At 68.0% G+C, this 20,886-nt stretch carries 22 protein-coding genes and 1 tRNA gene; 11 read left to right on the forward strand and 12 right to left on the reverse strand.

What is annotated here, in order from left to right; genetic code table 11:
* The first annotated feature begins 92 nt into the window (after nucleotides 1-92).
* Nucleotides 93-1,586 (forward strand): Asp-tRNA(Asn)/Glu-tRNA(Gln) amidotransferase subunit GatB, encoded by a 1,494-nt coding sequence (gene gatB / locus V6M51_RS00555; protein ID WP_332763706.1) that lies wholly within the window; start codon nucleotides 93-95, stop codon nucleotides 1,584-1,586.
* Here the strand turns inward: gatB and V6M51_RS00560 are convergent.
* Nucleotides 1,583-2,926, reverse strand: a complete 1,344-nt coding sequence (locus V6M51_RS00560) for a cytochrome P450 (RefSeq protein ID WP_332763708.1) — start codon at nucleotides 2,924-2,926, stop codon at nucleotides 1,583-1,585. The genes gatB and V6M51_RS00560 overlap by 4 nt on opposite strands.
* A gap of 140 nt (nucleotides 2,927-3,066) precedes the next feature.
* On the reverse strand, nucleotides 3,067-3,582 hold the full coding sequence (locus tag V6M51_RS00565) for an RcnB family protein (protein WP_332763710.1): 516 nt from the start codon (nucleotides 3,580-3,582) through the stop codon (nucleotides 3,067-3,069).
* 154 nt (nucleotides 3,583-3,736) lie between these two features.
* Here V6M51_RS00565 and V6M51_RS00570 point away from each other — a divergent pair, with 154 nt between their 5' ends.
* The 3 genes from V6M51_RS00570 (at nucleotide 3,737) to V6M51_RS00580 (ending at nucleotide 5,489) form a co-directional block, all read left to right on the forward strand.
* Nucleotides 3,737-4,462 carry a glutathione S-transferase N-terminal domain-containing protein gene (locus V6M51_RS00570; protein WP_332763711.1) on the forward strand — a complete coding sequence of 242 codons (726 nt, stop codon included), beginning with the start codon at nucleotides 3,737-3,739 and terminating at the stop codon, nucleotides 4,460-4,462.
* A 2-nt stretch (nucleotides 4,463-4,464) separates the two neighbouring features.
* The gene (locus V6M51_RS00575) at nucleotides 4,465-4,998 is read left to right on the forward strand and encodes a GNAT family N-acetyltransferase (RefSeq protein ID WP_332763713.1); all 534 of its coding nucleotides are present in this window, start codon (nucleotides 4,465-4,467) and stop codon (nucleotides 4,996-4,998) included.
* Between the two features lie 221 nt (nucleotides 4,999-5,219).
* On the forward strand, nucleotides 5,220-5,489 hold the full coding sequence (locus V6M51_RS00580) for a sel1 repeat family protein (protein ID WP_332763715.1): 270 nt from the start codon (nucleotides 5,220-5,222) through the stop codon (nucleotides 5,487-5,489).
* Between the two features lie 57 nt (nucleotides 5,490-5,546).
* On the opposite strand, the gene V6M51_RS00585 is transcribed toward V6M51_RS00580, so the two are convergent.
* Nucleotides 5,547-6,308: a polysaccharide biosynthesis/export family protein gene (locus V6M51_RS00585; RefSeq protein WP_442957829.1), complete on the reverse strand. Its 762-nt coding sequence runs from the start codon at nucleotides 6,306-6,308 to the stop codon at nucleotides 5,547-5,549.
* Between the two features lie 122 nt (nucleotides 6,309-6,430).
* On the opposite strand from V6M51_RS00585, the gene V6M51_RS00590 reads away from it, so the two are divergent.
* The gene (locus V6M51_RS00590; RefSeq protein ID WP_332763718.1) at nucleotides 6,431-7,894 is read left to right on the forward strand and encodes a GumC family protein; all 1,464 of its coding nucleotides are present in this window, start codon (nucleotides 6,431-6,433) and stop codon (nucleotides 7,892-7,894) included.
* 67 nt (nucleotides 7,895-7,961) lie between these two features.
* Complete coding sequence (locus tag V6M51_RS00595; protein WP_332763720.1) at nucleotides 7,962-8,663, forward strand: sugar kinase; 702 nt, start codon at nucleotides 7,962-7,964, stop codon at nucleotides 8,661-8,663.
* Here the strand turns inward: V6M51_RS00595 and hfsG are convergent.
* From hfsG to V6M51_RS00615, 4 genes are all read right to left on the reverse strand, one after another.
* On the reverse strand, nucleotides 8,660-9,589 hold the full coding sequence (gene hfsG / locus V6M51_RS00600; RefSeq protein ID WP_332763722.1) for a polysaccharide biosynthesis protein HfsG: 930 nt from the start codon (nucleotides 9,587-9,589) through the stop codon (nucleotides 8,660-8,662). The genes V6M51_RS00595 and hfsG overlap by 4 nt on opposite strands.
* Nucleotides 9,586-11,031 (reverse strand): oligosaccharide flippase family protein, encoded by a 1,446-nt coding sequence (locus V6M51_RS00605; RefSeq protein ID WP_332763723.1) that lies wholly within the window; start codon nucleotides 11,029-11,031, stop codon nucleotides 9,586-9,588. Before V6M51_RS00605 ends, hfsG begins: the two co-directional genes overlap by 4 nt.
* 15 nt (nucleotides 11,032-11,046) lie before the next feature.
* Complete coding sequence (locus tag V6M51_RS00610; protein ID WP_332763724.1) at nucleotides 11,047-12,510, reverse strand: exopolysaccharide biosynthesis polyprenyl glycosylphosphotransferase; 1,464 nt, start codon at nucleotides 12,508-12,510, stop codon at nucleotides 11,047-11,049.
* 128 nt (nucleotides 12,511-12,638) lie between these two features.
* On the reverse strand, nucleotides 12,639-12,773 hold the full coding sequence (locus V6M51_RS00615; protein ID WP_332763725.1) for a hypothetical protein: 135 nt from the start codon (nucleotides 12,771-12,773) through the stop codon (nucleotides 12,639-12,641).
* Between the two features lie 168 nt (nucleotides 12,774-12,941).
* On the opposite strand from V6M51_RS00615, the gene V6M51_RS00620 reads away from it, so the two are divergent.
* Nucleotides 12,942-13,580, forward strand: a complete 639-nt coding sequence (locus V6M51_RS00620) for a PEPxxWA-CTERM sorting domain-containing protein (protein ID WP_332763727.1) — start codon at nucleotides 12,942-12,944, stop codon at nucleotides 13,578-13,580.
* A gap of 68 nt (nucleotides 13,581-13,648) precedes the next feature.
* Here the strand turns inward: V6M51_RS00620 and V6M51_RS00625 are convergent, their stop codons facing one another.
* On the reverse strand, nucleotides 13,649-13,945 hold the full coding sequence (locus V6M51_RS00625) for a hypothetical protein (RefSeq protein WP_332763728.1): 297 nt from the start codon (nucleotides 13,943-13,945) through the stop codon (nucleotides 13,649-13,651).
* 188 nt (nucleotides 13,946-14,133) lie between these two features.
* On the opposite strand from V6M51_RS00625, the gene V6M51_RS00630 reads away from it, so the two are divergent.
* Together V6M51_RS00630 and V6M51_RS00635 are read left to right on the forward strand one after the other, a co-directional pair.
* Nucleotides 14,134-14,223: transfer RNA gene (locus V6M51_RS00630), tRNA-Ser, on the forward strand.
* The gene (locus V6M51_RS00635; RefSeq protein WP_332763730.1) at nucleotides 14,183-14,557 is read left to right on the forward strand and encodes a GIY-YIG nuclease family protein; all 375 of its coding nucleotides are present in this window, start codon (nucleotides 14,183-14,185) and stop codon (nucleotides 14,555-14,557) included. The genes V6M51_RS00630 and V6M51_RS00635 overlap by 41 nt, the downstream gene beginning before the upstream one ends.
* A 56-nt stretch (nucleotides 14,558-14,613) precedes the next feature.
* Here V6M51_RS00635 and V6M51_RS00640 read toward each other — a convergent pair whose 3' ends face one another.
* Both V6M51_RS00640 and V6M51_RS00645 read right to left on the reverse strand, forming a co-directional pair.
* The gene (locus tag V6M51_RS00640) at nucleotides 14,614-15,642 is read right to left on the reverse strand and encodes an MBL fold metallo-hydrolase (protein WP_332763732.1); all 1,029 of its coding nucleotides are present in this window, start codon (nucleotides 15,640-15,642) and stop codon (nucleotides 14,614-14,616) included.
* Nucleotides 15,643-15,691: 49 nt separating this feature from the next.
* The gene (locus tag V6M51_RS00645) at nucleotides 15,692-16,354 is read right to left on the reverse strand and encodes a peroxiredoxin (protein WP_332763734.1); all 663 of its coding nucleotides are present in this window, start codon (nucleotides 16,352-16,354) and stop codon (nucleotides 15,692-15,694) included.
* 186 nt (nucleotides 16,355-16,540) lie between these two features.
* Here V6M51_RS00645 and V6M51_RS00650 point away from each other — a divergent pair, with 186 nt between their 5' ends.
* On the forward strand, nucleotides 16,541-16,936 hold the full coding sequence (locus V6M51_RS00650; protein ID WP_332763736.1) for a hypothetical protein: 396 nt from the start codon (nucleotides 16,541-16,543) through the stop codon (nucleotides 16,934-16,936).
* A gap of 163 nt (nucleotides 16,937-17,099) precedes the next feature.
* Nucleotides 17,100-18,773, forward strand: a complete 1,674-nt coding sequence (locus tag V6M51_RS00655) for a CocE/NonD family hydrolase (RefSeq protein ID WP_332763738.1) — start codon at nucleotides 17,100-17,102, stop codon at nucleotides 18,771-18,773.
* Between the two features lie 82 nt (nucleotides 18,774-18,855).
* Here V6M51_RS00655 and V6M51_RS00660 read toward each other — a convergent pair whose 3' ends face one another.
* The gene (locus tag V6M51_RS00660; RefSeq protein WP_332763740.1) at nucleotides 18,856-20,124 is read right to left on the reverse strand and encodes a M20/M25/M40 family metallo-hydrolase; all 1,269 of its coding nucleotides are present in this window, start codon (nucleotides 20,122-20,124) and stop codon (nucleotides 18,856-18,858) included.
* A gap of 58 nt (nucleotides 20,125-20,182) precedes the next feature.
* Nucleotides 20,183-20,722, reverse strand: coding sequence for a sigma-70 family RNA polymerase sigma factor (locus V6M51_RS00665; protein ID WP_332763742.1), 540 nt, complete (start codon nucleotides 20,720-20,722; stop codon nucleotides 20,183-20,185).
* Nucleotides 20,723-20,886 lie beyond the last annotated feature (164 nt).

The raw sequence follows: 20,886 nt of genomic DNA on the forward strand, positions 1-20,886 counted from the left end.
TGAGCGCGGATTTCGCCTCCGTTTCCGTCCGCGCGCAAGGGATATCGCACAGCCGGCTTCCGCTCGCCCGCGACCGGCGCTAGTAGAACCCCATGACTGAGATCTCTAAGTTGATCGAGGGCCGCACCGGCCCGTGGGAAATGGTTCTGGGCCTGGAGATCCACGCCCAGGTGGCCTCGAACGCCAAGCTGTTCTCCGGCGCGGCCGTGGGCTTCGGCGTGGGAGCCAACCAGCAGGTCAGCCTGGTGGACGCCGCCATGCCCGGCATGCTGCCGGTCATCAACCGCCACTGCGTCGAGCAGGCGGTGAAGACCGGGCTTGGGCTCAAGGCCCAGATCAATCTGAAGAGCCACTTCGACCGGAAGAACTATTTCTACCCGGACCTGCCGCAGGGCTATCAGATCAGCCAGTACAAGCATCCGATCGTCGGCGAGGGCGTGGTCATCGTCGAACATGACGACGGTTCAACCTTCAATGTCCGGATCGAGCGCCTGCACCTGGAGCAGGACGCCGGCAAGATGCTGCACGACCAGGACCCCAACGCCAGCTATCTGGACCTGAACCGGGCCGGCACGGCGCTGATGGAGATCGTGTCGATGCCCGACATGCGCACGTCGGCCGAGGCCGCGGCCTATGTGAAGAAGGTCCGCACCATCCTGGTCTATCTGGGCACCTGCGACGGCGACATGGAGAAGGGCAACCTGCGCGCCGACGTGAACGTCTCGGTTTGCCGCCCCGGCGACTACGAGAAGTTCCGCGAGACCGGCAGCTTCAGCCACCTGGGCACCCGGTGCGAGATCAAGAACGTCAATTCCTACCGCTACATCCAGCAGGCCATCGAATACGAGGCGCGCCGCCAGATCGAGATCCTGGAGGATGGCGGCAAGATCGAGCAGGAGACCCGGCTGTTCGACCCGAACAAGCTGGAGACCCGCTCGATGCGGTCGAAGGAAGAAGCGCACGACTATCGCTACTTCCCCGATCCGGATCTGCTGCCCCTGGACCTCGATCCGGCCTGGGTGAAGCGGATCGAGGATAGCCTGCCGGAGTTGCCGGACGCCAAGAAGGCGCGCCTGCAGTCGCAGTACGGCCTGTCGGCCTATGACGCCGGGGTGCTGATCATCGAACAGGCCCGGTCGGACTTCTTCGAGGAGGCCGCCAAGGGCCGCGACGCCAAGCTGACCGCCAACTGGGTGACCAACGAACTGGCCGCGCGGCTGGCCGCCGCCAACCTGGAGATCGGCGACAGCCCGCTGAAGCCCGACGTCATCGCCGAGCTGGTGGCCCTGATCGAGGAGGGCGTCATCTCCTCCAAGATCGCCAAGGATGTCTTCGAACGGATGTGGGCCGGCGAGGGCCGCCCGCGCGAGATCGTCGAGAAGCAGGGCCTGCAGCAGGTCTCCGACACCGGGGCGCTGGAAAAGATCATCGAGGACCTGATCGCCGCCAATCCGGGCCAGGCCGCCTCCGTGAAGGAAAAGCCCCAGGCCATCGGCTGGTTCGTCGGCCAGGTCATGAAGGCCACGGGCGGCAAGGCCAATCCGGGAACGGTCAATCAGCTCCTGAAGGCGAAGCTCGGGATCTAGCTCTCCGGCGTGAATTCCACGCCGAGCTGACGCACGGCGTGGACGAAGTTGTTGGGGGCGATGTCGATCTCACCGGTCCAGGCGATGTCCGGGAAGCGGGCCAGGATCTGGCGGTAAGCCTCCTCGAGCTGGATCTGCGCCACCCGCTTGCCGATGCAGACATGGGGCCCGTAACCGAAGGCGATGTGCTTGTCGGCGTTGGCGCGTCCGACGTCGAGGCGATCGGGGTCGGCGAACACGGCCTCGTCGCGATTGGCCGCGCCGTAGTACATGATGACCTTCTCGCCCTCGCCGATCATCTGGCCGCCCAGCTCGACGTCGCGGGTGGCGGTCCGGCGCATATAGATCACCGGGCTCACCATGCGGATGAACTCATTGGCCGCGTTTGGCAGCAGCGACGGCTCGGCGATCAGCCGGGCCTTCTGGTCCGGGAACTCCGTCAGCAGCTTCATGGCGCCGGAGAGCGTGTTGCGGGTGGTGTCGTTGCCCGCGAACACGATCAGCAGCCAGGAGCCGTCCAGGAACTCGTCGGAGAGCAGTTCCCCGTCCACCTGGGCGCGGGCTATGGCGGACATCAGGTCGGGCTGCGGGTCGAGGCGGCGCTTGTGCAGCATGACCCGGCCGTATTCGAACATCTCCGAGACATTGGCGTTGAAGGCGTCGATGAAGGCCTGGACCTCCGGCGGCAGGTTGGCCATGTCGAAGGTCGCTTCGTCGGACTGCTCGCCGGCGATGTTCTGGGCCAGTTCCAGGAAATGCATCCAGCCGAGGAACTTCGGCCGGTCGGCCTCGGGCACGCCCAGGATTTCGCACAGCGTGTAGAGCGGCAGGTGGGCCGAGAAGTTCGACACCAGGTCGCAGCGGCCCTTCTTCGCCATGTCGTCCAGCAGCCGGGTCACTTCGGCCGACACCCTGTCTGTCAGTCCGCGCAGATAGGACGGCGTGAAGTACGGCATGTGCTCGCGGCGCAGGGCCATGTGCGGCGGGCCATCCAGGTTGATCATGGCGTCGAGGCTGGCGCGGTGGAGCTGGCCGTGGCGGCCTTCCGGCTCGCCGTAGCCCATCAGGATGCCGCCGCGCTGCGACGAGAAGGTCACCGCGTCCGCATCCACGGTCATCACGTCGGCGTGGCGGGTCACCGCCCAGAAGCCCGGGCCGCCCCTCGGTTCGGGATGCCACATCACCGGCGCGTCGCGGCGCAGGCGCGCATAGGCGTCGAAGGGCTGGCCGCTGGTGAAGCTTCGGGCCTCGGCCAGATCCACGCCGGCGAGGGGCGGATAGGCGACCGGGTAGGCGGGGCCGATTCGCCCTTCCACATAGGTGTTGCTGATCAGGTCCATGGCGTTCCTCCCGCCTTGTCTGGCGACAGGATAGCGTTTTGGCGGGCGGCCGAAAGCCTGACCCCACGGCGCCCGCGGCGACAAAGGCGCCCCGGAGCGGAACTCCGGGGCGGGACCTGGATCGGTTCCGGATATTCGGCTCAGTTGTTGGCGATGATGTCGAAGATCACGCCGCTGGCCAGGGCGGCCAGCAGGTAGTCGTCGCCGACCCGGTACCAGGCATAGCCGCGCGGCGGCTGGCGCAGGTGGTAGCGGTGATAGTCGTGCACGACGTAGGTCCGGTAGTACGGCGGCAGGTGCGACCCTCGGCGCCAGGCGGCGTAGCCAGGGCGATAATAGGGGTTGCCGTAATAGGCCTGGGGCGGCGGGCCGTAGTACCAGCGGTTGTTGTAGTAGTAGCCATTGTGGCGACCGCGATCCCAGTGCCGATGGTTGTCTTGACGGTCCCAACGGTCCTCGCGGCGATCCCAGCGATCCTCGCGGCGGTCCCAGCGACCGCCATCATGACGATTGTCCCAACGGTCCTCACGGCGGTCCCAGCGGTCCTCGCGGTGATCGCGCCGGCCGCGGTCATCGGCATAGGCGGAGGTGGCGCTGGCCGCGATGGGGCCGGCGACGGCGGCGGCGACCGCTAGGCTGAGAATAAGGCGCTTCATGGCGATGACCTCCTATCGGAAGGTTTGGTGTCCCAGGCGCTAACCCTGAGTGGTCGCGCCTGAACTCGACCTGAACGGAACTGTCAGCTTGACGGTTGCGCTTGGCGGCGCACCCGCCATGTATGAACCCGTGGCCGCATCCGGGAGAGAACACATGGCTGAGCCGATCGACGTCTATTTCTGGCCGACGCCCAACGGCTACAAGATCACCATCGCCCTCGAGGAAATGGGGCTTCCGTACAAACTCATCCCGATCAACATCGGCGCGGGCGCGCAGTTCAAGCCCGACTTCCTGGCCATCAGCCCCAACAATCGCATGCCGGCCATCGTCGATCCCGAGGGACCGGACGGCGAGCCGATCTCGGTCTTCGAGTCGGGCGCGATCCTGCAGTATCTCGGCCGCAAGACCGGCAAGTTCTACGGCCGCGACGAGCGCAACCGCGTCGAGGTCGAGGAATGGCTCATGTGGCAGATGGCGGGCCTCGGGCCGATGGCTGGCCAGACCCACCATTTCCGCGGCTACGCGCCCTCAATGATCTCCGACCAGCGGCAAGTGGCCTATGGCGCGATCCGCTACACCAATGAGACCGAGCGGCTCTACGGCGTGCTGAACAAACGCCTGGAAGGCCGAGACTTCTTGGCTGGCGACTATTCCATCGCCGACATGGCCGCCTTTCCCTGGGTCGCGCCCTGGAAGATGCAGGGCATCGTCCTGGATCAGTTCCCGAACGTGAAGGCCTGGTACGACCGCATCGCCGCGCGTGAGGCCGTGCAGCGCAGCGCCGAGGCCGGCAAGGCCATCACCAGCCGCAACCTGGGCGCCCCGACCAAGGAGGCGGAGGAGGCGCGCAAGGTGCTGTTCGGACAGCGGGCGCGCTAGCCATGCTGACCAGCCGGCTGGCCACCGAAGCGGATCTGCCGGCCCTGCGCGCCCTGATGGCGCTGGCGATCGATGACCTCCAGCGGAGCTTCCTCAGTCCCGCCGAGATCGTCGCCAGCCGGGCGGTCATGGGCCTGGACACCCAGCTGGTGGCCGACCGCACCTATTTTCTCGTCGAGGAGGACGGCGTTTTGGCCGGCTGCGGCGGCTGGAGCCGCCGCGCCACCCTCTATGGCGGCGACCACAGCGTGGCGTTGCGCGACGCGGCCTTGCTGGATCCCGCCCGCGACGCCGCCCGGGTGCGGGCCATGTACACCCATCCCGCCTTCGCCCGGCGCGGAGTGGGGCGGATGATCCTGCGCCTTTGCGAGGCCGCCGCCCTGGCCGAGGGCTATGGCCGGGCCGAGCTCATGGCCACCCTGGCGGGGGAGCCGCTCTACAAGGCCTGCGGTTTCGCGCAGATCGAGCGCACCGCCTCGGCGCCGGTCGACGGCGTGGCCGTCCCCCTGGTGCGGATGGGCAAGTCGCTGGAATAGTCCGCGACTGGACGGACGCCAGTCGGCTAGTCGACTTAAGGTTCCGGATACGAAACTTTCCCACCAGTAAAAGCAGCGAATAGTACAAATGACTGCGGCAGAATCTCGCAGTCGCTGTAATTAACCCTATGTTTAGCGCGCATCGACTTTCCTATCTCTCAGGATGATCGGATGGGGTTCCAGAATGGATCCGCGCCGGTCGGGGAGAGGGAAACGAACTCATGCTTGCGAGCGTGGAAAGCACCGAAGGCCTGCCGTTGCCGAGCGCGGACGCCTCGGGCGACGAACTGTTCAAGATGGGGCTGCTCTATTCGACCGGCCAAGGCGGCGCGCCGCTGGACTACGTGTCGGCCCACATGCTGTTCAACCTGGCGGCCATGCGCGGCTCGATCGAAGCCAAGGTCTACCGCAAGGAACTGAGCCAGGAGATGGCCTCCGACGAGGTCGCCGAGGCCCAGCGCCAGGCGCGCGAGTGGCTGGCCCACGGCTGATCGCCGTCCGCGCGAACCGAGTTTCGGGCCGGCGGATCGCTCCGCCGGCGCCGCGCATCAGTTGATGACCCGATCGCCCAGGGCGTAGTTGAAGCCGAACTGCACCGGCGACAGGTCCCGGAAATACTGCTGGATGAACAGCGAGGCCTCGGCCACTCCGCTGCGCGGCACATAGACGATGTCGAACCGGCGCAGGGGCACCACGTCCGAGTCGCCGCTCTTCAGGCCCCGATACAGATTCGCCCGCCGCATCATGGCCCGGCCGTCCGGCCCGCGACGGATGATGATCACCCGGCTGCGGTCGGCGCTGGTCTTGAAGTCGCCGGCCTGGATCACCGCGCGCAGGGCGTCGGAATCGCCGGTCAGGTCGAACATTCCGGGCGTGCCGACCTCGCCGCCCACGAACACCTTCAGCGGCGCGGCCTTGGCCACCACATCGACCTCGGGGCGCAGCAATTGGCGTGAATAGGCCTCGGCGAGCGTGGCCTGCAGTTCGGGAATCGTGCGGTCCGCCGCCATCACCGTCGAGATCAGGGGCAGGGCGATCCGCCCGTCCGGCTGCACCGTCACCGTCTTGTTCAATTCCGGCGCGGAGGGGAGGGAGACCTCGATCTCGTCGCCCGGATAGAAACGGTAATCCGGCTCGTAGTCGCTCCAGTTGGCGTAGGGGATGTCGCTAAAGGCCTGGCCGCGCGACGGCGCGGGTTCGTCGGTCCGTCCGAGCAGGTCCATCCTGGGTATGCGCGGCACGCCGCAGCCGCCGAGCGCGAGGCTGGAGGCGGCGATCAGGACGAGCATGAGGGGCGTTCTGGAGCGCATGGCCTAAAGGTTAAGGAGAATGGGTAACGGAGTGTTAATCGCGCGCCGCCAGGGTCCACAACAGTTGGTGGGAACAGGATTCTATGGCCGCGCCGGGCGCATGGACAGCTAGGACGCATGACGTGCCGCCGCGGGGCGACTGGGCCGCGCGGCCGCGCTATGCCGTGTCGGACTTCGCGACCCTGTTGTGGCGCGAGCGCTACCTGATGGCGGCGATCTTCCTGATCATCTTCATCGTGGGGGTTGGAGCCGCGCTCACCCTGAAGACCACCTATCCAGCCCAATCCAGCGTCCTGGTCCGCCTCGGACAGGAATATGTCTACGAGCCCCGGGCGGGTGACGCCGGTCGCGGTGCGGTGCTCGATTCCGACCAGGTGATCCAGTCAGAAACCGCCATCCTCGGCGCCAGCCAGCTGAAGCTGCGGGTTGTTGAGAAGCTGGGCCTGTCGCGCACCTATCCCAAGCTGGCGGCCAAGTACGCCGCCGCGGGCCCCGAGGAAAAGCGCAAGATCATGAGCTCGGCGGTGCGCAGCATCGAATCCAGCCTGAAGATCGAGACCGCGCCCCAGACCCCGATCATCCGGGTGAGCTTCACCCATGAGGACCCGGAGGCCGCCGCCCTGATCCTCAACACCCTGCTCGAGGAATACCTGATCTACCGCCGCGCGGTGCTGAGCGATCCCAACTCGCCGGCCCTGGAGCAGCAGCGCCGCAATTTCGAGACCCGGCTGGCCCAGGCCGACATGGCCTATGAGGACTTCCTCAACAACAACCGGATCGGCGACTTCGTGGCCGAGAAGGCCTCCCTGTCCCAGCTCCAGGCCCAGATCGAGCAGCAGAAGTACCAGACCGACGCCCAGCTGCAGGACCGCATCGGCCGGCTGGCGACCCTGTCGAGCCAGTTCGGCCAGATCGCCCCGGAGGTCGGGCTCTATCGCGACGTCTCCAGCGCGCCGGGCGAGAAGCTGGTGGCCTTGAAGATCCAGCGCGAGGACCTGCTGTCGCGCTATCGCGCCGACGCCCGGCCGGTGCAGGAGCTGGACGCCCAGATCGCCCAGCTGGAGGCCGGCATCACCGCCGGTCGCACCCTGGCCGAGGGCGCGCGCCGCTTCGGGGTCAATCCGGTCTATCAGACGGTGCAGACCGAGAAGATCCAGCTCACGGCCGAGGTCAACGCCCTGCGCCAGTCCCAGGTCGAGCTGATCTCGCAGATCGAGCAGGTCACCCAGCGGCGGCTGAAGTTCGCCGAGCTGGAGCCCAAGTTCCAGGAGCTCAGCCTGGACCGCGATGTGCTGCAGGCCAATGTCCGCGACTTCTCGGTCAAGGAAGAGCAGAGCCGCGCGGCCCAGGAGATCGCCTCGCGGACCAACGACAACATCCGCATCGTCGCCCGCGCCACCCCGCCGACCAAGGGCAAGAGCCTGCGCAAGCCCGCGGTGATCCTAGCGTTCCTGTTCGCGGGCTTCACGGCGCTGAGCGCCGGCCTGCTGCGGATGTTCACGCGCCCAGGCCTGCCGACCGCCCAGTCGGCCTCGCGAACCCTGGATCTGCCGGTCCTGGCCGCCGCTCCGCTCAAGGCCCGGTAGAGCCCGTGGTATGTTCGGCCTGAGTTTGGGTTAGCTTCGGCAAACTGCGCGTGCGGCGATTCGAGAGATGTTGGACCTAAGCGCCGAGATGGCTGAACTCTGGGCGTCGCTTGGCGCACCGGCGGCCGGCCGTGCGCGGGTGATCCAGATCACCGCGGCGCGGCGCGGCGAGGGCGCCTCTACCGTCGCTCGGGAGCTGGCCCTGCACGCCGCCAAGCGGGCGGGGCGCTCGGTCTGGCTGGTGGATCTCGACCTCCTGGCTTCACCGCAGCATGCGGCCCTGGTCCAGGGCGCGGAGCGCTACGGCAAGATGGGCGAGCCCGCCGCGGCCACGCCCGACGGATCGATATTCTTCACCGTCCAGCCGCCCCTGCGGCAAGCCGACGGCCAGCCCTGGCCCAACGCCCGCTACCTGGTCGCCCACCGGGTGGGCGCGGCGCGGTTCTGGGTCACCCGGTTCCGCCGCGATGCGCTCAAGGGCGGCCAGACGGTCCACGTCCTGCCCACGGGCGATTACTGGAACGCCCTGCGCAAGTTCGCCGACGTGATCATCGTCGACGCCCCGTCGCCCGAGCGCTCTCAAGCGGTGCTGACCGTCGCGCCGTTCATGGACCAGACGGTGCTGGTGGTGGCCGCCGATGAGGCGGACGTGCGCGCCCCGGCCCAGCTGCGCGACGCGATCAACGGGGCGGGCGGGAATGTGGCCGGCCTGTTCTTCAACCGGGGCACCGTCGAGCGCCCGGCCTTCCTGAAGGCGCTCCTGCCCTAAACCGCTTCCACGTAGAGCGCCGCCCGATAGAGCCGCATGGCGAAGGCTCGGGTCTTGATCGGCGCGCCTTCGAGCAAGGCATAGAGCTTGAGCGCCGGGCGCCACAGGCCGCGCAGGGGCGCATATTTCAGGACCTTGGCCACCCTGTAGCTGGGATAGGTGGCGACCACGGCCGGATGGGCGGCGATCACGCGGGCGAAGTTGGCCGCCGACTGCTCGTACTTGGCGGCCATGGTGGAGGCGGTGTCGAGCCCGAGGTGGGTGGCGGTGTTGTCCACGTGCAGGATCGGCCAGCGGCGGGCCACCCGCATGCCCCATTCCACATCCTCCCAGCCCCAGCCGGCGAAACCTTCGTCGAAGGCCTCGCTCTCGAAGACGTCGCGGCGAACCAGCAGGTTGGAGGTGAAGACGTGCTTGGCGGGATTGCGCGCCCGGCAGTCGGCGGTGAGGCAGTCGGAATGCGAAGCCATGGCCCGGTGCAACGCGTGGGCAGGCGTGAGCGGGGTCTGGTGCATGGAGAAGCCGCCGAACGCCACCGGCGGGTTCTGGCGGGCGACCACGTCCAGCCAATCGCGCAGGAAATGCCGGCCGTCGGGCAGCATGTCGCTGTCCAGGAACAAGAAGTGACCGGCGCGAGCATGGGCGACCAGACGGTTTCGGCCCTTGGCGCGGCCGACATTGCGCGCCAGCCGCACGAAGCGGGCGGGGAAGGGCAGGGCCGCGACCGCCTCGGCGACCCGCGCCGCCAGGGTCTCGTCGCCGGTGCCGTCGTCCAGAACCACCAGCTCGACATCGCAGGCCTCACGGCCGAGCGCCGCCAGCAACGGCGTCGGGTCGTCACCCTTGAACGGGATCAGGATCGACAGCTCAGCCACGCCTGCGGCCCAGGCGGCGTTGTCGCGCAGGGGTTCGTCCCGGGTGGTCATGCCGCGCTTCCGGCCCGTCGCGCCTGAAGGATCGCCAGGGCGCGGCTGCGCAGCCGGCCCGCGTCGAGGGCGAAGACGATCGCGCCATAGGTGGCGCCGCCAGTCGCGGCCTTCAGCGCCAGCTCGGGCAAGCCGCCGAGGTCCGGGATGCGGCTCACGACCAGGGCCATGACGGCTGCGGCGCCGAGGGCCTCGCCCAGGACGCGCCAGGGGACGGGCAGGGGCATGACCTTGCGGGCCATCACGATGGCGACGGCCACGCCAAGGGCGTAGCTGATCACGGTGGACCACAGCGCGCCCTCGATCCCGAACCGGGGGATGAGCGCCAGGTTGAGGCCGAGATTGGCCACCGCCGGAACCGCCATCGCCCACAGGGCCAGGCCGCTGCGCCGCCCGAGCACGAAGGCCTCCGAGAAATAGTAGGTGTTGAGGCCCGCCAGCAGGCCGCCCAGCGCGATCAGCGGCGTCACCTGGGCCGCGCCCGCCGCCATGGTTGGGCCGATCATCAGTTCGGCCAGGGGGCGCGCCACCAGGGCCAGCCCGACGGCGGCCGGCAGGGTGAGCAGCAGCATCACCGAGAACTGCTCGCGGGCGGCGCTCGCCAGCGCCTCGCGTCCGCCGCGTTCCAGGGCCATGACCATGGCCGGCGCGCCGGCCGCGCCAAGCCAGATGAACGCGACGTCCAGCGTGCGGTTCGAGAGGCTGTAGCCCGCGTGGTAGACCGCCACGGCGGCGTTATCCAGGAAGGCCGCGAGCAGGAAGCGGTCGGTGGTCGACAGCACCACGGTCAGGATCAGGGACGCCGCCAGGGGAACCCCGTAGGCCGCATGCTCGCGCAGCCGGGCGGGCTCGTAGCGTCCGCCCTTGGCCTTGGCCAGTTCGGGCCGCGCGCAGACGGCGACCGCGACGAGCGAGGCGAGGCCGAAGCCCATCAGGGGGGCCGCGCCGCCGAACCCGGCATAGGCGAGCGCCGCGCCGAAGCCGAAGCCGCCGAGGGTCTGGATCAGTTCGAGGCTGGCCGAGCCGCCGACCTCGCCGGCCGCCCGGCGGCGTTCCTGGCCGAGTTTGGCGAAGGTGCGTGGGACCAGCGAGACGAGCCCCGCAATCACCGCGAGCTTGAGGGACGGACTCATCGGCCAGAGCGCGGCGGCCAGCACCGCCACCGGAATGACGGCCAGCAACCCCAGCCAGGCGCGATGGACGGTGGCGGCGTGGTCCGCGCCGCCGTTGCGGAGAGACTCGCCGGCCCAGAACCGGCCGACCGCGGCCTCGTTCCAGGTGAAGATCGCGGTGTGGGCGAGCGTCATGACCGAGAGGCCGAGCGCATAGTCGCCGAACTGGCCCGGCGTCAGGACACGGGTGAACAGGACGATGGTGAGCAGGCCCACCAGCCCCTGGACGATATTGACCGGCAGGTAGCCGAGCACTCCGCGCCAGAACATCGCCCTGGCCTCCCGCTACCGAACGGTTTCGGAGTCGCCCAGCAGGCAGGGCACGGTCATCAGCATGATGTAGAGGTCGAGCCAGAAGGACTGGCGCTCGATATATTCCACGTCCAGAGACACCCGCTGCTTGACCAGGTCGGGGGTGTCGACGGCGCCGCGCGAGCCGTGGATGGCCGCCCAGCCGGTCATGCCGGGCTTCATGCGGTGGCGGTGGGCGTACTCGGCGACCAGACGGTGGCTTTCCACGTCGCCGGTCTTCATGCCGATGGCGTGGGGCCGGGGACCGACCAGGGACATCTCACCCATCAGCACGTTGAAGATCTGCGGCAGCTCGTCGAGGCTGGTCTTGCGGATGAAGCGGCCCACCCGGGTGACCCGCTCGTCGTCGGCGCTGATCTGGCGCGCGGCCTTGGCGTCGGCGGCCTCGACCCGCATGGAGCGGAACTTCCAGACCACGATCTCTTCGTTGTTGAAGCCATGGCGGCGCTGGCGGAACAGGGCCGGGCCCGGGCTGTCCATGCGCACGGCGGCGGCCACGAACAGCATCAGCGGCCCGAAGAGGAGCAGGGCGGTGGTTCCGATGATCAGGTCCTGCACCCGCTTGGCGAGCGCCTTGCCGTGATCCATCTGGGCGCCGGAGATCCGGGTCAGGGGCAGGTCGGCGATGCGGCCGATGGCGACGGCCTCGTCGGCCGCGCCGTCACGGTCGAGCAGCAGGGTGATTTCATTCGGCAGGACTTCCAGGCGGGCCAGCAGGGCCCGGACCCGGTCGCGAGCGCCCGACGGCACCGTGACCACGATGCGATCCACATAGGGCATGATCCGGTGGTCCAGCAGGGCCTGGGTGTCGCCCAGCACCGGCACGTCGCGCACCCGCTTGGGCGCGCGCGCGGCGCGGTCGTCGAAGATGCCCAACACGTTGGCTTCACGGTTCTTCAGCACGGCGCCGATCAGGCGCTCGGCCGCGCCGGTGGCGCCGACGATGACGATATTGGGGGTCAGCCGGCCGTTGGCCCGCCAGCGGCGCACGTTCAGCCACCAGATGGCGTGGGCCAGCGCCATGGCCAGGACTCCCAACGGCGCCCACAGACCAAGCGTCTCGGCCAGGGCCGGCAGGGCCGTGAACGGGGCGGCGATGGCGAAGCAGGCGGCCGCCCCAACAGCGACGGCCACCGTGACCCGCATCAGGTGCAGGGCCAGGTCTTCAGCCCGGCCCAGGCGGTAGGTGTCGAACAGCTGCAGGCTGATGAAGACGGCCAGGCCCGCGGCGCTGTGGAGCACGGAGACGCCCGAGGCGCCCGACAGCGACTGGGCGACCAGGGCCGCGCCGATCAGCGCCAGGCCGTCGCCGGCCTGGAAGAACCGGGTCAACATCCGGCCCGAGAGGCGGGTGCGCGTGGGCGACAGGCGTTCGGGCCGCAGCGGACCGCGGCGCTCACCCCACATGTCGTCGGCCGGGCTGATCGTATCGTCCACGGGCTCTTCCGGGACGGGCGCGCGTTCGAGTTTGACGACGGAGGACATGGAGTACCAGCGGAAGCGGCGGGATCAGGCTCTAGCTTGCCACGCCACGCCTCAGCGAGCGGTTAACGCTGCGCGTTCTCTCAACCGGCCGTCAGGATCCAACCCAGCAGAGCGAAGGACGCCGCGAACAGCAGCGCCAGGAACAGGCGCGTCGGCGTCAGCCCCGGATTGGGAGGCTTTGTCTGCGGCTCATAGGTGACCGGCAACCGTGACATGGGCTGAGCATAACAAGGTTCGGTAAACGAATTATCTGCAATTTCTCAATCTTTTCACGCCCATAGCGTGTGAAGCGACCCGCGTCGCGGGTGGGAAAGCGGCGGAAATGCGGCGGGGTGGCGCCTCAATTGCGGAGGCCGATCGTCAAAGAACAAGGGAGTCCCGCAATGAAACAGTTCGCTTTGCTTACCGCCGGCCTGGTCATCCTCGCCGCCCAACCGGCCTCTGCTGCGGTGACTCAAATCACCACGCCGGATCTGGCCTACACGTCCGGCACGACGCTGCTCGCCATCACTGGCTCCGACTTCACGCCCATCTCGGGCCTGACCGACGGCCTCGTCAGCCTGACCTTCGACGCCGGCCAGGTCCGCAGCGTCAGCGGCAGCTGGGCGACCTGGGGTTCGCCCCCGGACACCGAAGGCGCCAATCCGAAGATCGTCTACACCGGCGGTCTGACCACCATCACCTTCCAGTCGGACAAGGTCCTGTCGGTGTTCGGCTTCGAAGCCGAGCCCAACCCGTTCGCGGCGCATAACTTCCAGATCGACTACTATCTGGGCGGCGTGCTGCAGGGCACCGTCAACCGCGTGGCCAACGGCAGCGCCGGCGCTCGCCTGATGGCCGCTTCGGGCAAGTTCGACAAGGCGGTGGTCTCCTCGACCGCCGACTTCTCGTTCGGTCAGGTCCGCTACGACATCTCGGCCGTGCCGGAACCGGCCACCTGGGCGATGATGATCATCGGCTTCGGCGCCGTGGGCGGCGCGGTGCGCAACCAGCGTCGTCGTCAGACCCTGGCCTTCGCCTAGATCCAGTTCACTGTCTTACGGACGCGCCGCCGGTCGACGACCGGCGGCGTTTTCGTGTCCGGAGGGGTTCAGATCTCGAAGCGACTGGGTTCCCGGCCGTCGTCCGCCACCACCCGAACGCCCGGGACCGCGGAGGCGCGTAGCTCACAGTCGCGGTACCAGGCCACGTCGCGCTTGAGGTCGCAGTCCATCAGGATCGCGTCCTCGCCCAGTTCCACGAACAGACGCGCAATGTCCTCGATGGAGGCGTCGATCTTCAGCGCCGAGCGCCCCGCCGCGGCCAGCTCGTCCAGGCGCGCGTTCAGTCTGTCGCTCAAGGCCTCGCCCGAGGGCGTCTCGCTGGCGGTGGCGGATGCACGCGTCACACGAGATTGTCGCCTCGCACGGGAGTCGGCGCAATGCCACGCTTGGCGAGCATTTTCCCATCCCCGCGTTGCCCGTCTGGAAAGCTTCGGCTATTAGAACCGTCCCTTCGGAGGGACATGCGGGCGGGACGATCCAGCCGGCCGCCGCTCCGCCGCCGGGTCGGGAGAAAACCCGAGCCAAATCAAATGGTGACGTGGCCGAGTGGCTGAAGGCAACGGTTTGCTAAATCGTCATACGTGAAAGCGTATCCAGGGTTCGAATCCCTGCGTCACCGCCATCCTGCTTCGCGCTATGCGCTTCGCAGGATTGGATCTGCAGCCAATGCGAAGCAGGATGCCCTTCGAAGCTTCAGCGAAGGAGGGCGTCACCTGCACTACGTCTACCTGCTCGAAAGTATCGATTACGCGGGTGAGCGCTACGTCGGCGTCACAAACGACCTGCGCCAACGGCTTCGCGAACACAACGCCGGCAAGTCGAAGCACACCTCGAAGTTCGCGCCATGGCGAATAGCGACCTATGTCGCGTTTAGCGATCGCCCAAAAGCCGAAGCCTTCGAACGTTATCTCAAATCTGGGTCAGGCCATGCGTTCGCAAGGAAGCGACTTTGGTGAACCTTCAACCCCGATAATCCAGTTGCTCGCGGATCAGGCCGCCAGCCCCATCGGGGCTAGGTTTCGACCGGATAGCCGCCCTCTCGCCAGGCCGTCATGCCGCCGTCCAGGGCCACGGCGCGGGTGAAGCCGAGCGACTGCAGCGTCGCCGCCGCCAGGGTGGAGATCTTGCCGAACTCGCAATAGGTCAGGATGCGCACCGTCGGGTCGGGGAAGGTCTCGTTGACCCGTAGCTCCAGTTGACCTCTCGGCAGCCAGCGCGCGCCGGGTATGTGGCCTACCTCGAAGGCGTCCCGCTCGCGCACGTCCAGCACGATCAGGTCATTCTCGCGCCGTTCAAGACGCTGCGACAGCTCGCCCAGGCCGACGAAGGGCACTGCTGAGGAGGCCTCGGCCAGGAGTTGGGCCACCGACTTCTTGCCGCTCATGTTCACCCGCAGGGCCTCGGTGAGGTGGGTGGGGGCCGAGAGGTTCAGTTCGCGCATCATCGCGACGAACTCGGTGCGATCACGCTTCTGCAGGCGTGGATTGTCGACGATCTCCCGACCGATCGTCGTGCTCTCGCGCCCCTTGTACTCGTGGGCCGGATAGACGCCGAGCGCCGGATCCAGTTTCAGGATCTTGTTGAACAGGCTGTCGTAGAGCGCTTCCGGGTCGCCGGTCGGCAGGTCGGTGCGCCCGGTCCCGCCGATCAGTAGGGTGTCGCCGGTGAAGATGCGGTCCTCCGCCAGCAGGGTCATGGAGTCGGCCGTGTGACCGGGGGTGTGCATGGCCTGGAGGCGCATATGCCCGATCAGCAGCATGTCGCCGTCGTCCAGCCGCATGTCGACATAGGGCGCGGGGCTGTCGCGATTCATGACGACCTTGGCCCCGAGCGCCCCGGCGATCTCCCGCGCGCCCGAGAAGTGATCGGCGTGGGTATGGGTGTCGACGACATAGTGGATCACTAGGCCGTCGCGCGCGGCGAGGCCGCGATAGCGATCGATCTGGCTGATCTCAGGATCGATCAGGACCGCGGCGCAGGTGTCGGCGCAGCCGATCAGATAGGACCGGCAGCCACCGACCTGGATCGTCTCGAAGACCATGGCGCACCTCCCGAGATCCCGGAACGGTGCGTCCGGTCGTGGGCGTGCGTCAAGCGCCGGGCTGCGGAACGACGCGGATATAGGGCTTCACCGCCGTCCAGCCGCCGGGGAAGCGCTCGCGCGCCTCATCGTCGCTGACCGACGGCACGATGATCACGTCCTCGCCGCGCTTCCAGTTGGCGGGGGTGGCGACCTTGTGCCGGGCGGTGAGCTGGCAGGAATCCAGCAGCCGGAGCACCTCGTCGAAGTTGCGGCCTGAACTCATCGGATAGACCAGCATCGCCTTGATCAGCTTGTCGGGGCCGATGATGTAGACGCAACGCACGGTCTGATTGTTGGCCGCCGTCCGACCCTGGGCGGTGGCTCCGGCGTCGGCCGGCAACATGTCGTAGAGCTTGGCCACGGCGAGATCACTGTCGCCGATGATCGGATAGTTGACGCTGTAGCCGGTGGCTTCGGCGATATCGCCGAGCCAGCGTTCGTGGTCGCTGACGGGATCGACCGACAGGCCGATAACCTTGCAGTTTCGTTTGTCGAATTCCGGCTTGAGCTTGGCCAGATAGCCAAGTTCGGTCGTGCAGACCGGCGTGAAGTCCTTCGGGTGCGAGAACAGGATGCACCAGGAGTCTCCGAGCCAGTCGTGGAAGCTGATCCGGCCTTCGGTGGTGTCGGCTTGGAAGTCCGGGGCGAGATCGCTGATACGCAAGGACATGCGTGCCTCCCTCGTTTTGGAACGGGCCGAATTTAGCATGGTCGGCCCGCGGCTTCCACGCCGCCGGCCGCCGGATGGCCGACGACATGGCGCCCATTACCTGAGGCGTAATCGACCCTGGGCGGGGGGATCGGCATTTTCGGCTCACGCCTGGGACGACCCTGGGCCAAGCCAAGGGAGCCACCCATGATCGCCTCGTCCCAGTTCCTTCGCCGCGCCTTCGCCGCCGACGCGTTCGCCAGCGGCGCCACGGGCGTCCTGCTCGCTTTCGGCGGAGCGACCCTCGAGAGCCTCACCGGCCTGCAGGCCGCCCTGACCGAGCCGGCCGGATACTTCCTGATCGCCTACGCGGCCTTCGTCGGCTTCCTGGGCGTGCGCGCCAGCCTGCCCGGCGCGGTGGTCTGGCTGGTGATCGTCGGCAACGCCATCTGGGCGATCGAGAGCCTGATGCTGCTGGCGCTCGGTTGGGCGCAACCGACGCCCCTCGGCTACGCCTTCGTGGTCGGCCAGGCCTTGGCGGTCGCCGCCTTCGCCGAACTGCAGTTCATGGGCCTGCGCCGCTCGCAGCGCCTGGCCGCCTAGACGCCGACCTTCCTCCCCGGAACACTTTGCCCCGTCGGCCCCGGCCGGCGGGGTTCTTTTCTGTCGCGTGCTTGTGGTTAGATGCGGGCGCGGCTTCGCGCCGCCCATTTCGAAGCCAAGGCCATTTCAGGCGGCGACCAACAGCCGCCCCGGGGAAACATCGATGTTCAAGTCCTTCGCCGCCGCCTCGGCGCTCGCCTTCGCGCTCGCGGTTGGTCCGGCATACGCCCAGTCCGGCCCCTCGGTGGTTCCGGGTGGGGTGGAGGAGTTCGCCGCCATGCGCGACGGCGTCAAGCTGGCGGCCAATGTGTTCAAGCCGGCGGGGAAGGGCCCCTGGCCGGTGATCGTCTCACGCACGCCCTATCTGAAGGACGGCCCGGCGGACAAACCGGAAGCGCCCGGGCGCCTGGCCGCCCAGGCCAAGCGCTACACCGACGCCGGCTATGTGTTCGTGGTCCAGGACGCACGCGGCAAGGGACGCTCGGAGGGCGCCTACCTGGCGTTCGAGAACGACATCGAGGACGGCTACGACACCCTCGACTGGATCGCGGGTCGGCCCTGGAGCAACGGTAAGGTCGGGATCACCGGCGGCTCGGCCCTGGGCATCACGGGGAACGCCGCCGCCATGGCGGCCCACCCGGCCCTGAAGGCCGCCTACGTCGTGGTCGCTCCGAGCGACCTCGGCGAGTACCGCGCGCCGGGCGGGGTCCCGAAGGAGAAGGACACCAGCGGCTGGCTGAAGGAGCAGGGCGTCGACGACAAGGTCATCGAGGCGAGCCGCGCCCGGATCGGTGACGACGTGTTCTGGAACCACGGATCGATGAGCGCCAACCGCAAGTACATCCGCATCCCGATCTACAATGTCGGCGGCTGGTACGACATCTTCCAAGAAGGGGCGACGGGCAACTTCGCCTGGCTGCAGAACCACGGCGCAAAGGGCGCGCGCGGCAATCAGAAGGTGCTGATGGGCCCCTTCGGCCACGGGGAACTTTCGGGCGACCTGGCCTATCCGGGCTACGAGCAGGCGCTCAAGGCCGCCGGCGACCAGGAGATCCGTTGGTTCGACCACTGGCTGAAGGGCGCCCCGAACGGCATCATGGACGAGCCGCCGGTCAGCTATTTCATGATGGCTTCGGCGCGGAAGGGCGCCTCTTCGCCCAAGAGCCGGATCATGACTTCGGCCAACTGGCCGCCGGCCCACCGCGAGGTCCGCTACTTCCTCACGCCCGACAAGGGCCTAAGCACCGCGCCGCCAACGGCGGAGGACTCGAAGACCACCTACCGCTTCGATCCCGCCAAGCCCGTGGAGACCGTGGGCGGCGCGAACCTGACCTTCGACCGGGGCCCAATGGACCAGCGGGCGATCCCGACGCGGCAGGACTATCTGCGCTTCCAGACCCCGGCGTTGGACAAGGACGTGGTGATCGCCGGCCCCGTGAAGGTCGAGCTCAACGCCGCCACCGACGGCCCCGACACCGACTTCATGGCCAAGCTGGTCGACGTCTATCCTGACGGCTACGAGGCCATCGTGCTGGACGCCCCGGTCCGCGCACGGTTCCGCAACGGCCGCATGGCCGACGACGTCAAGCCGATGACGCCCAACGCTCCGGAAGAGTTGGTCATCGACCTGTGGGGCACGGCGATCACCTTCGAGAAGGGCCATCGCATCGCCCTGCACATCACCTCGTCGAACAGTCCGCGCTTCGAGGTGAACCCCAACACCGGCGAAGCGGCTGGCGGCCGGAAGCTGAAGCCCCGGGTGGCCCTCAACAGCGTCTATCACGACGCCGCCCACCCCTCGGCCCTGGTGCTGCCGGTGATCTATCCGGAGAACTGAGGGCGTTGGGGACCGCCGGCACACTCGCTCCTCTCCACCCGTCTTTCGGGGGGAGAGGAGGAGTTCAAACTGACCCTAGGCGTTAGTCGACGCCCGCCGTCGCCAGGACCGCGGCCAGGCCGACGGTCATGCCGCGCACGCTGGGGCCCTTCTCCACATCGATCCATTCGTCGGTGGAGTGGGCGCGACCGCCGGTTCCGCCCGAGCCGATAGTGATGGCCGGGACGCCCTTGGCCATTGGTGCGTTGGCGTCGGTGGACGAGGCCTCGAAGCTCGGGATGTAGCCGAGGGCGGTTATGGCGGCGATCGTGTTGGCCACGATGGCGGCGTCCTGGGGCGTATTGCCGGCAGGCCGGTCGCCGATCGGGGTCAGCTCGGCGCTGACCGCGCCGACGCGGGTGGAGCGGGCCGCGTTCTCCGCGGTGACCGCGTTCTCGATCACCGTCTTGAACTGGGCCTCCAGCTTGGCGAGCTCGGCGGCGTCGGCCGAGCGCATGTCGAACTCCGTGAACACCTTGTCGGGGATGGCGTTGACCGAGGTTCCGCCGCCGATGACTGAGGCCGAATAGGTCACCTTCGGCTCGACGGGCGGCTGGATCGCGTAGAGGTCGGCGATCGCCTTGCCCATGGCCGCCATCGGATTGACGATCCCGAAGGCGCCGTAGCTGTGCCCGCCCGGACCTTTGAAGGTCACCCGGTAGCGCTTCGAGCCGACGCCGACGCGCGTGATGTGGGCGGGGTCGATGCCGTCGACCGAGAAGAAGGCCTTGGTCCTGTCCTTGTACTTCCCCTGGCCGAAGAAATAGCGGACCCCGCGCAGGTCGCCCGCGCCTTCCTCGCCCACCGTGCCGACGAACAGGATGTCGCTGCGGGTCTTGATCTTGGCGGCGTCCAGGGCCCGGATCCAGGCCAGCAGCACGGCCAGACTGCGGGAATCGTCGGCGACCCCCGGGGCGTAGAGCTTGGTTCCCTCGCGGCGGACCTTCACGTTCGTGCCTTCCGGGAAGACGGTGTCCAGGTGGGCGGAGACCACCACCACCGGCCCGGACTTGGTCCCCTTGCGCAGGCCCATGACATTGCCCTCGGGGTCGATCTCCACGTCCTTCAGGCCATGGGCTTCGAACATGGCGCGATAGGCCTGGGCCCGCTCGGCCTCCTTGAACGGCGGGGCGGGGATCTCGGTCAGGGTGACGATGTCGCCGACCGTGCGGTCATGCTCGGCGTCCAGGGTCGCCGCCGCCGCCTTGAAGGCCGCGCTGCCCACGATCCTCGTCACGTCGTCCTTGGGGGCGGCGAGGGCGGGACCGGCGATCAGGAGGGCGAGGACGGCGGAGAGGCAGGTTCGGCGCATGGAATATCCGGTCGGGGGCTGCGAGTCGGCGGCATACTAGCGGCCGGAAGCGCCCCGGCTAGGCGCGGTTGGCGCTGGCCGTATGTTCCAGGGCCATGACGTCGGTGGCGTCCTCGGCGTCCATGATCTTGAGAAGCCGGGCGCGGGCGCGATTGACCCGGCTCTTGATGGTGCCGAGCGCGCAGCCGCAGATCTCGGCGGCCTCCTCATAGGAGAGGCCCGCGGCGCCCACCAGCACCAGGGCCTCGCGATGTTCGGGGGGCAGCTGGGCCAGGGCGTCCTGCAGGGCGTGCATGGCCACGCTCCAGTCCTGGGTCGGCGGGCTGCGCAAGGCGCCGGCATATTCTCCGGTCTCGTCGCGCACCTCGCGGCGGCGACGGATCACCTGGGTGTAGTAGGTGTTGCGGAGGATCGTGAATAGCCAGGCCCGTAGGTTGGTGCCGGGCTCGAACTTTTCGCGGTTGGTCCAGGCCTTGATCAGGGTGTCCTGGACCAGATCGTCGGCGTCGGAGCCGTTGTGGCTCAGTGACCAGGCGAACGCTCGCAGCGCCGGAATCATGCCGACGACGTCATTACGCCAGTCGCTCTCTCCGCTCATGATGTCCTCGACACGCCCCGAGCCATCGAGCGCGGCCAGGGGCCGACCTCTCGTGGCAGGTGAACGCGTTCGGACTCCATGTGTTCCGCCTTGCGGATGGCCGGCGAGTACCCACGTTACCGGAACGCCCCGGGGGTGGCGGCGTTTGGGGACCCGGTCCGCCG

The organism is Phenylobacterium sp., from assembly GCF_036677185.1.
In the GTDB taxonomy this organism is placed as follows: Bacteria; Pseudomonadota; Alphaproteobacteria; order Caulobacterales; family Caulobacteraceae; genus Phenylobacterium.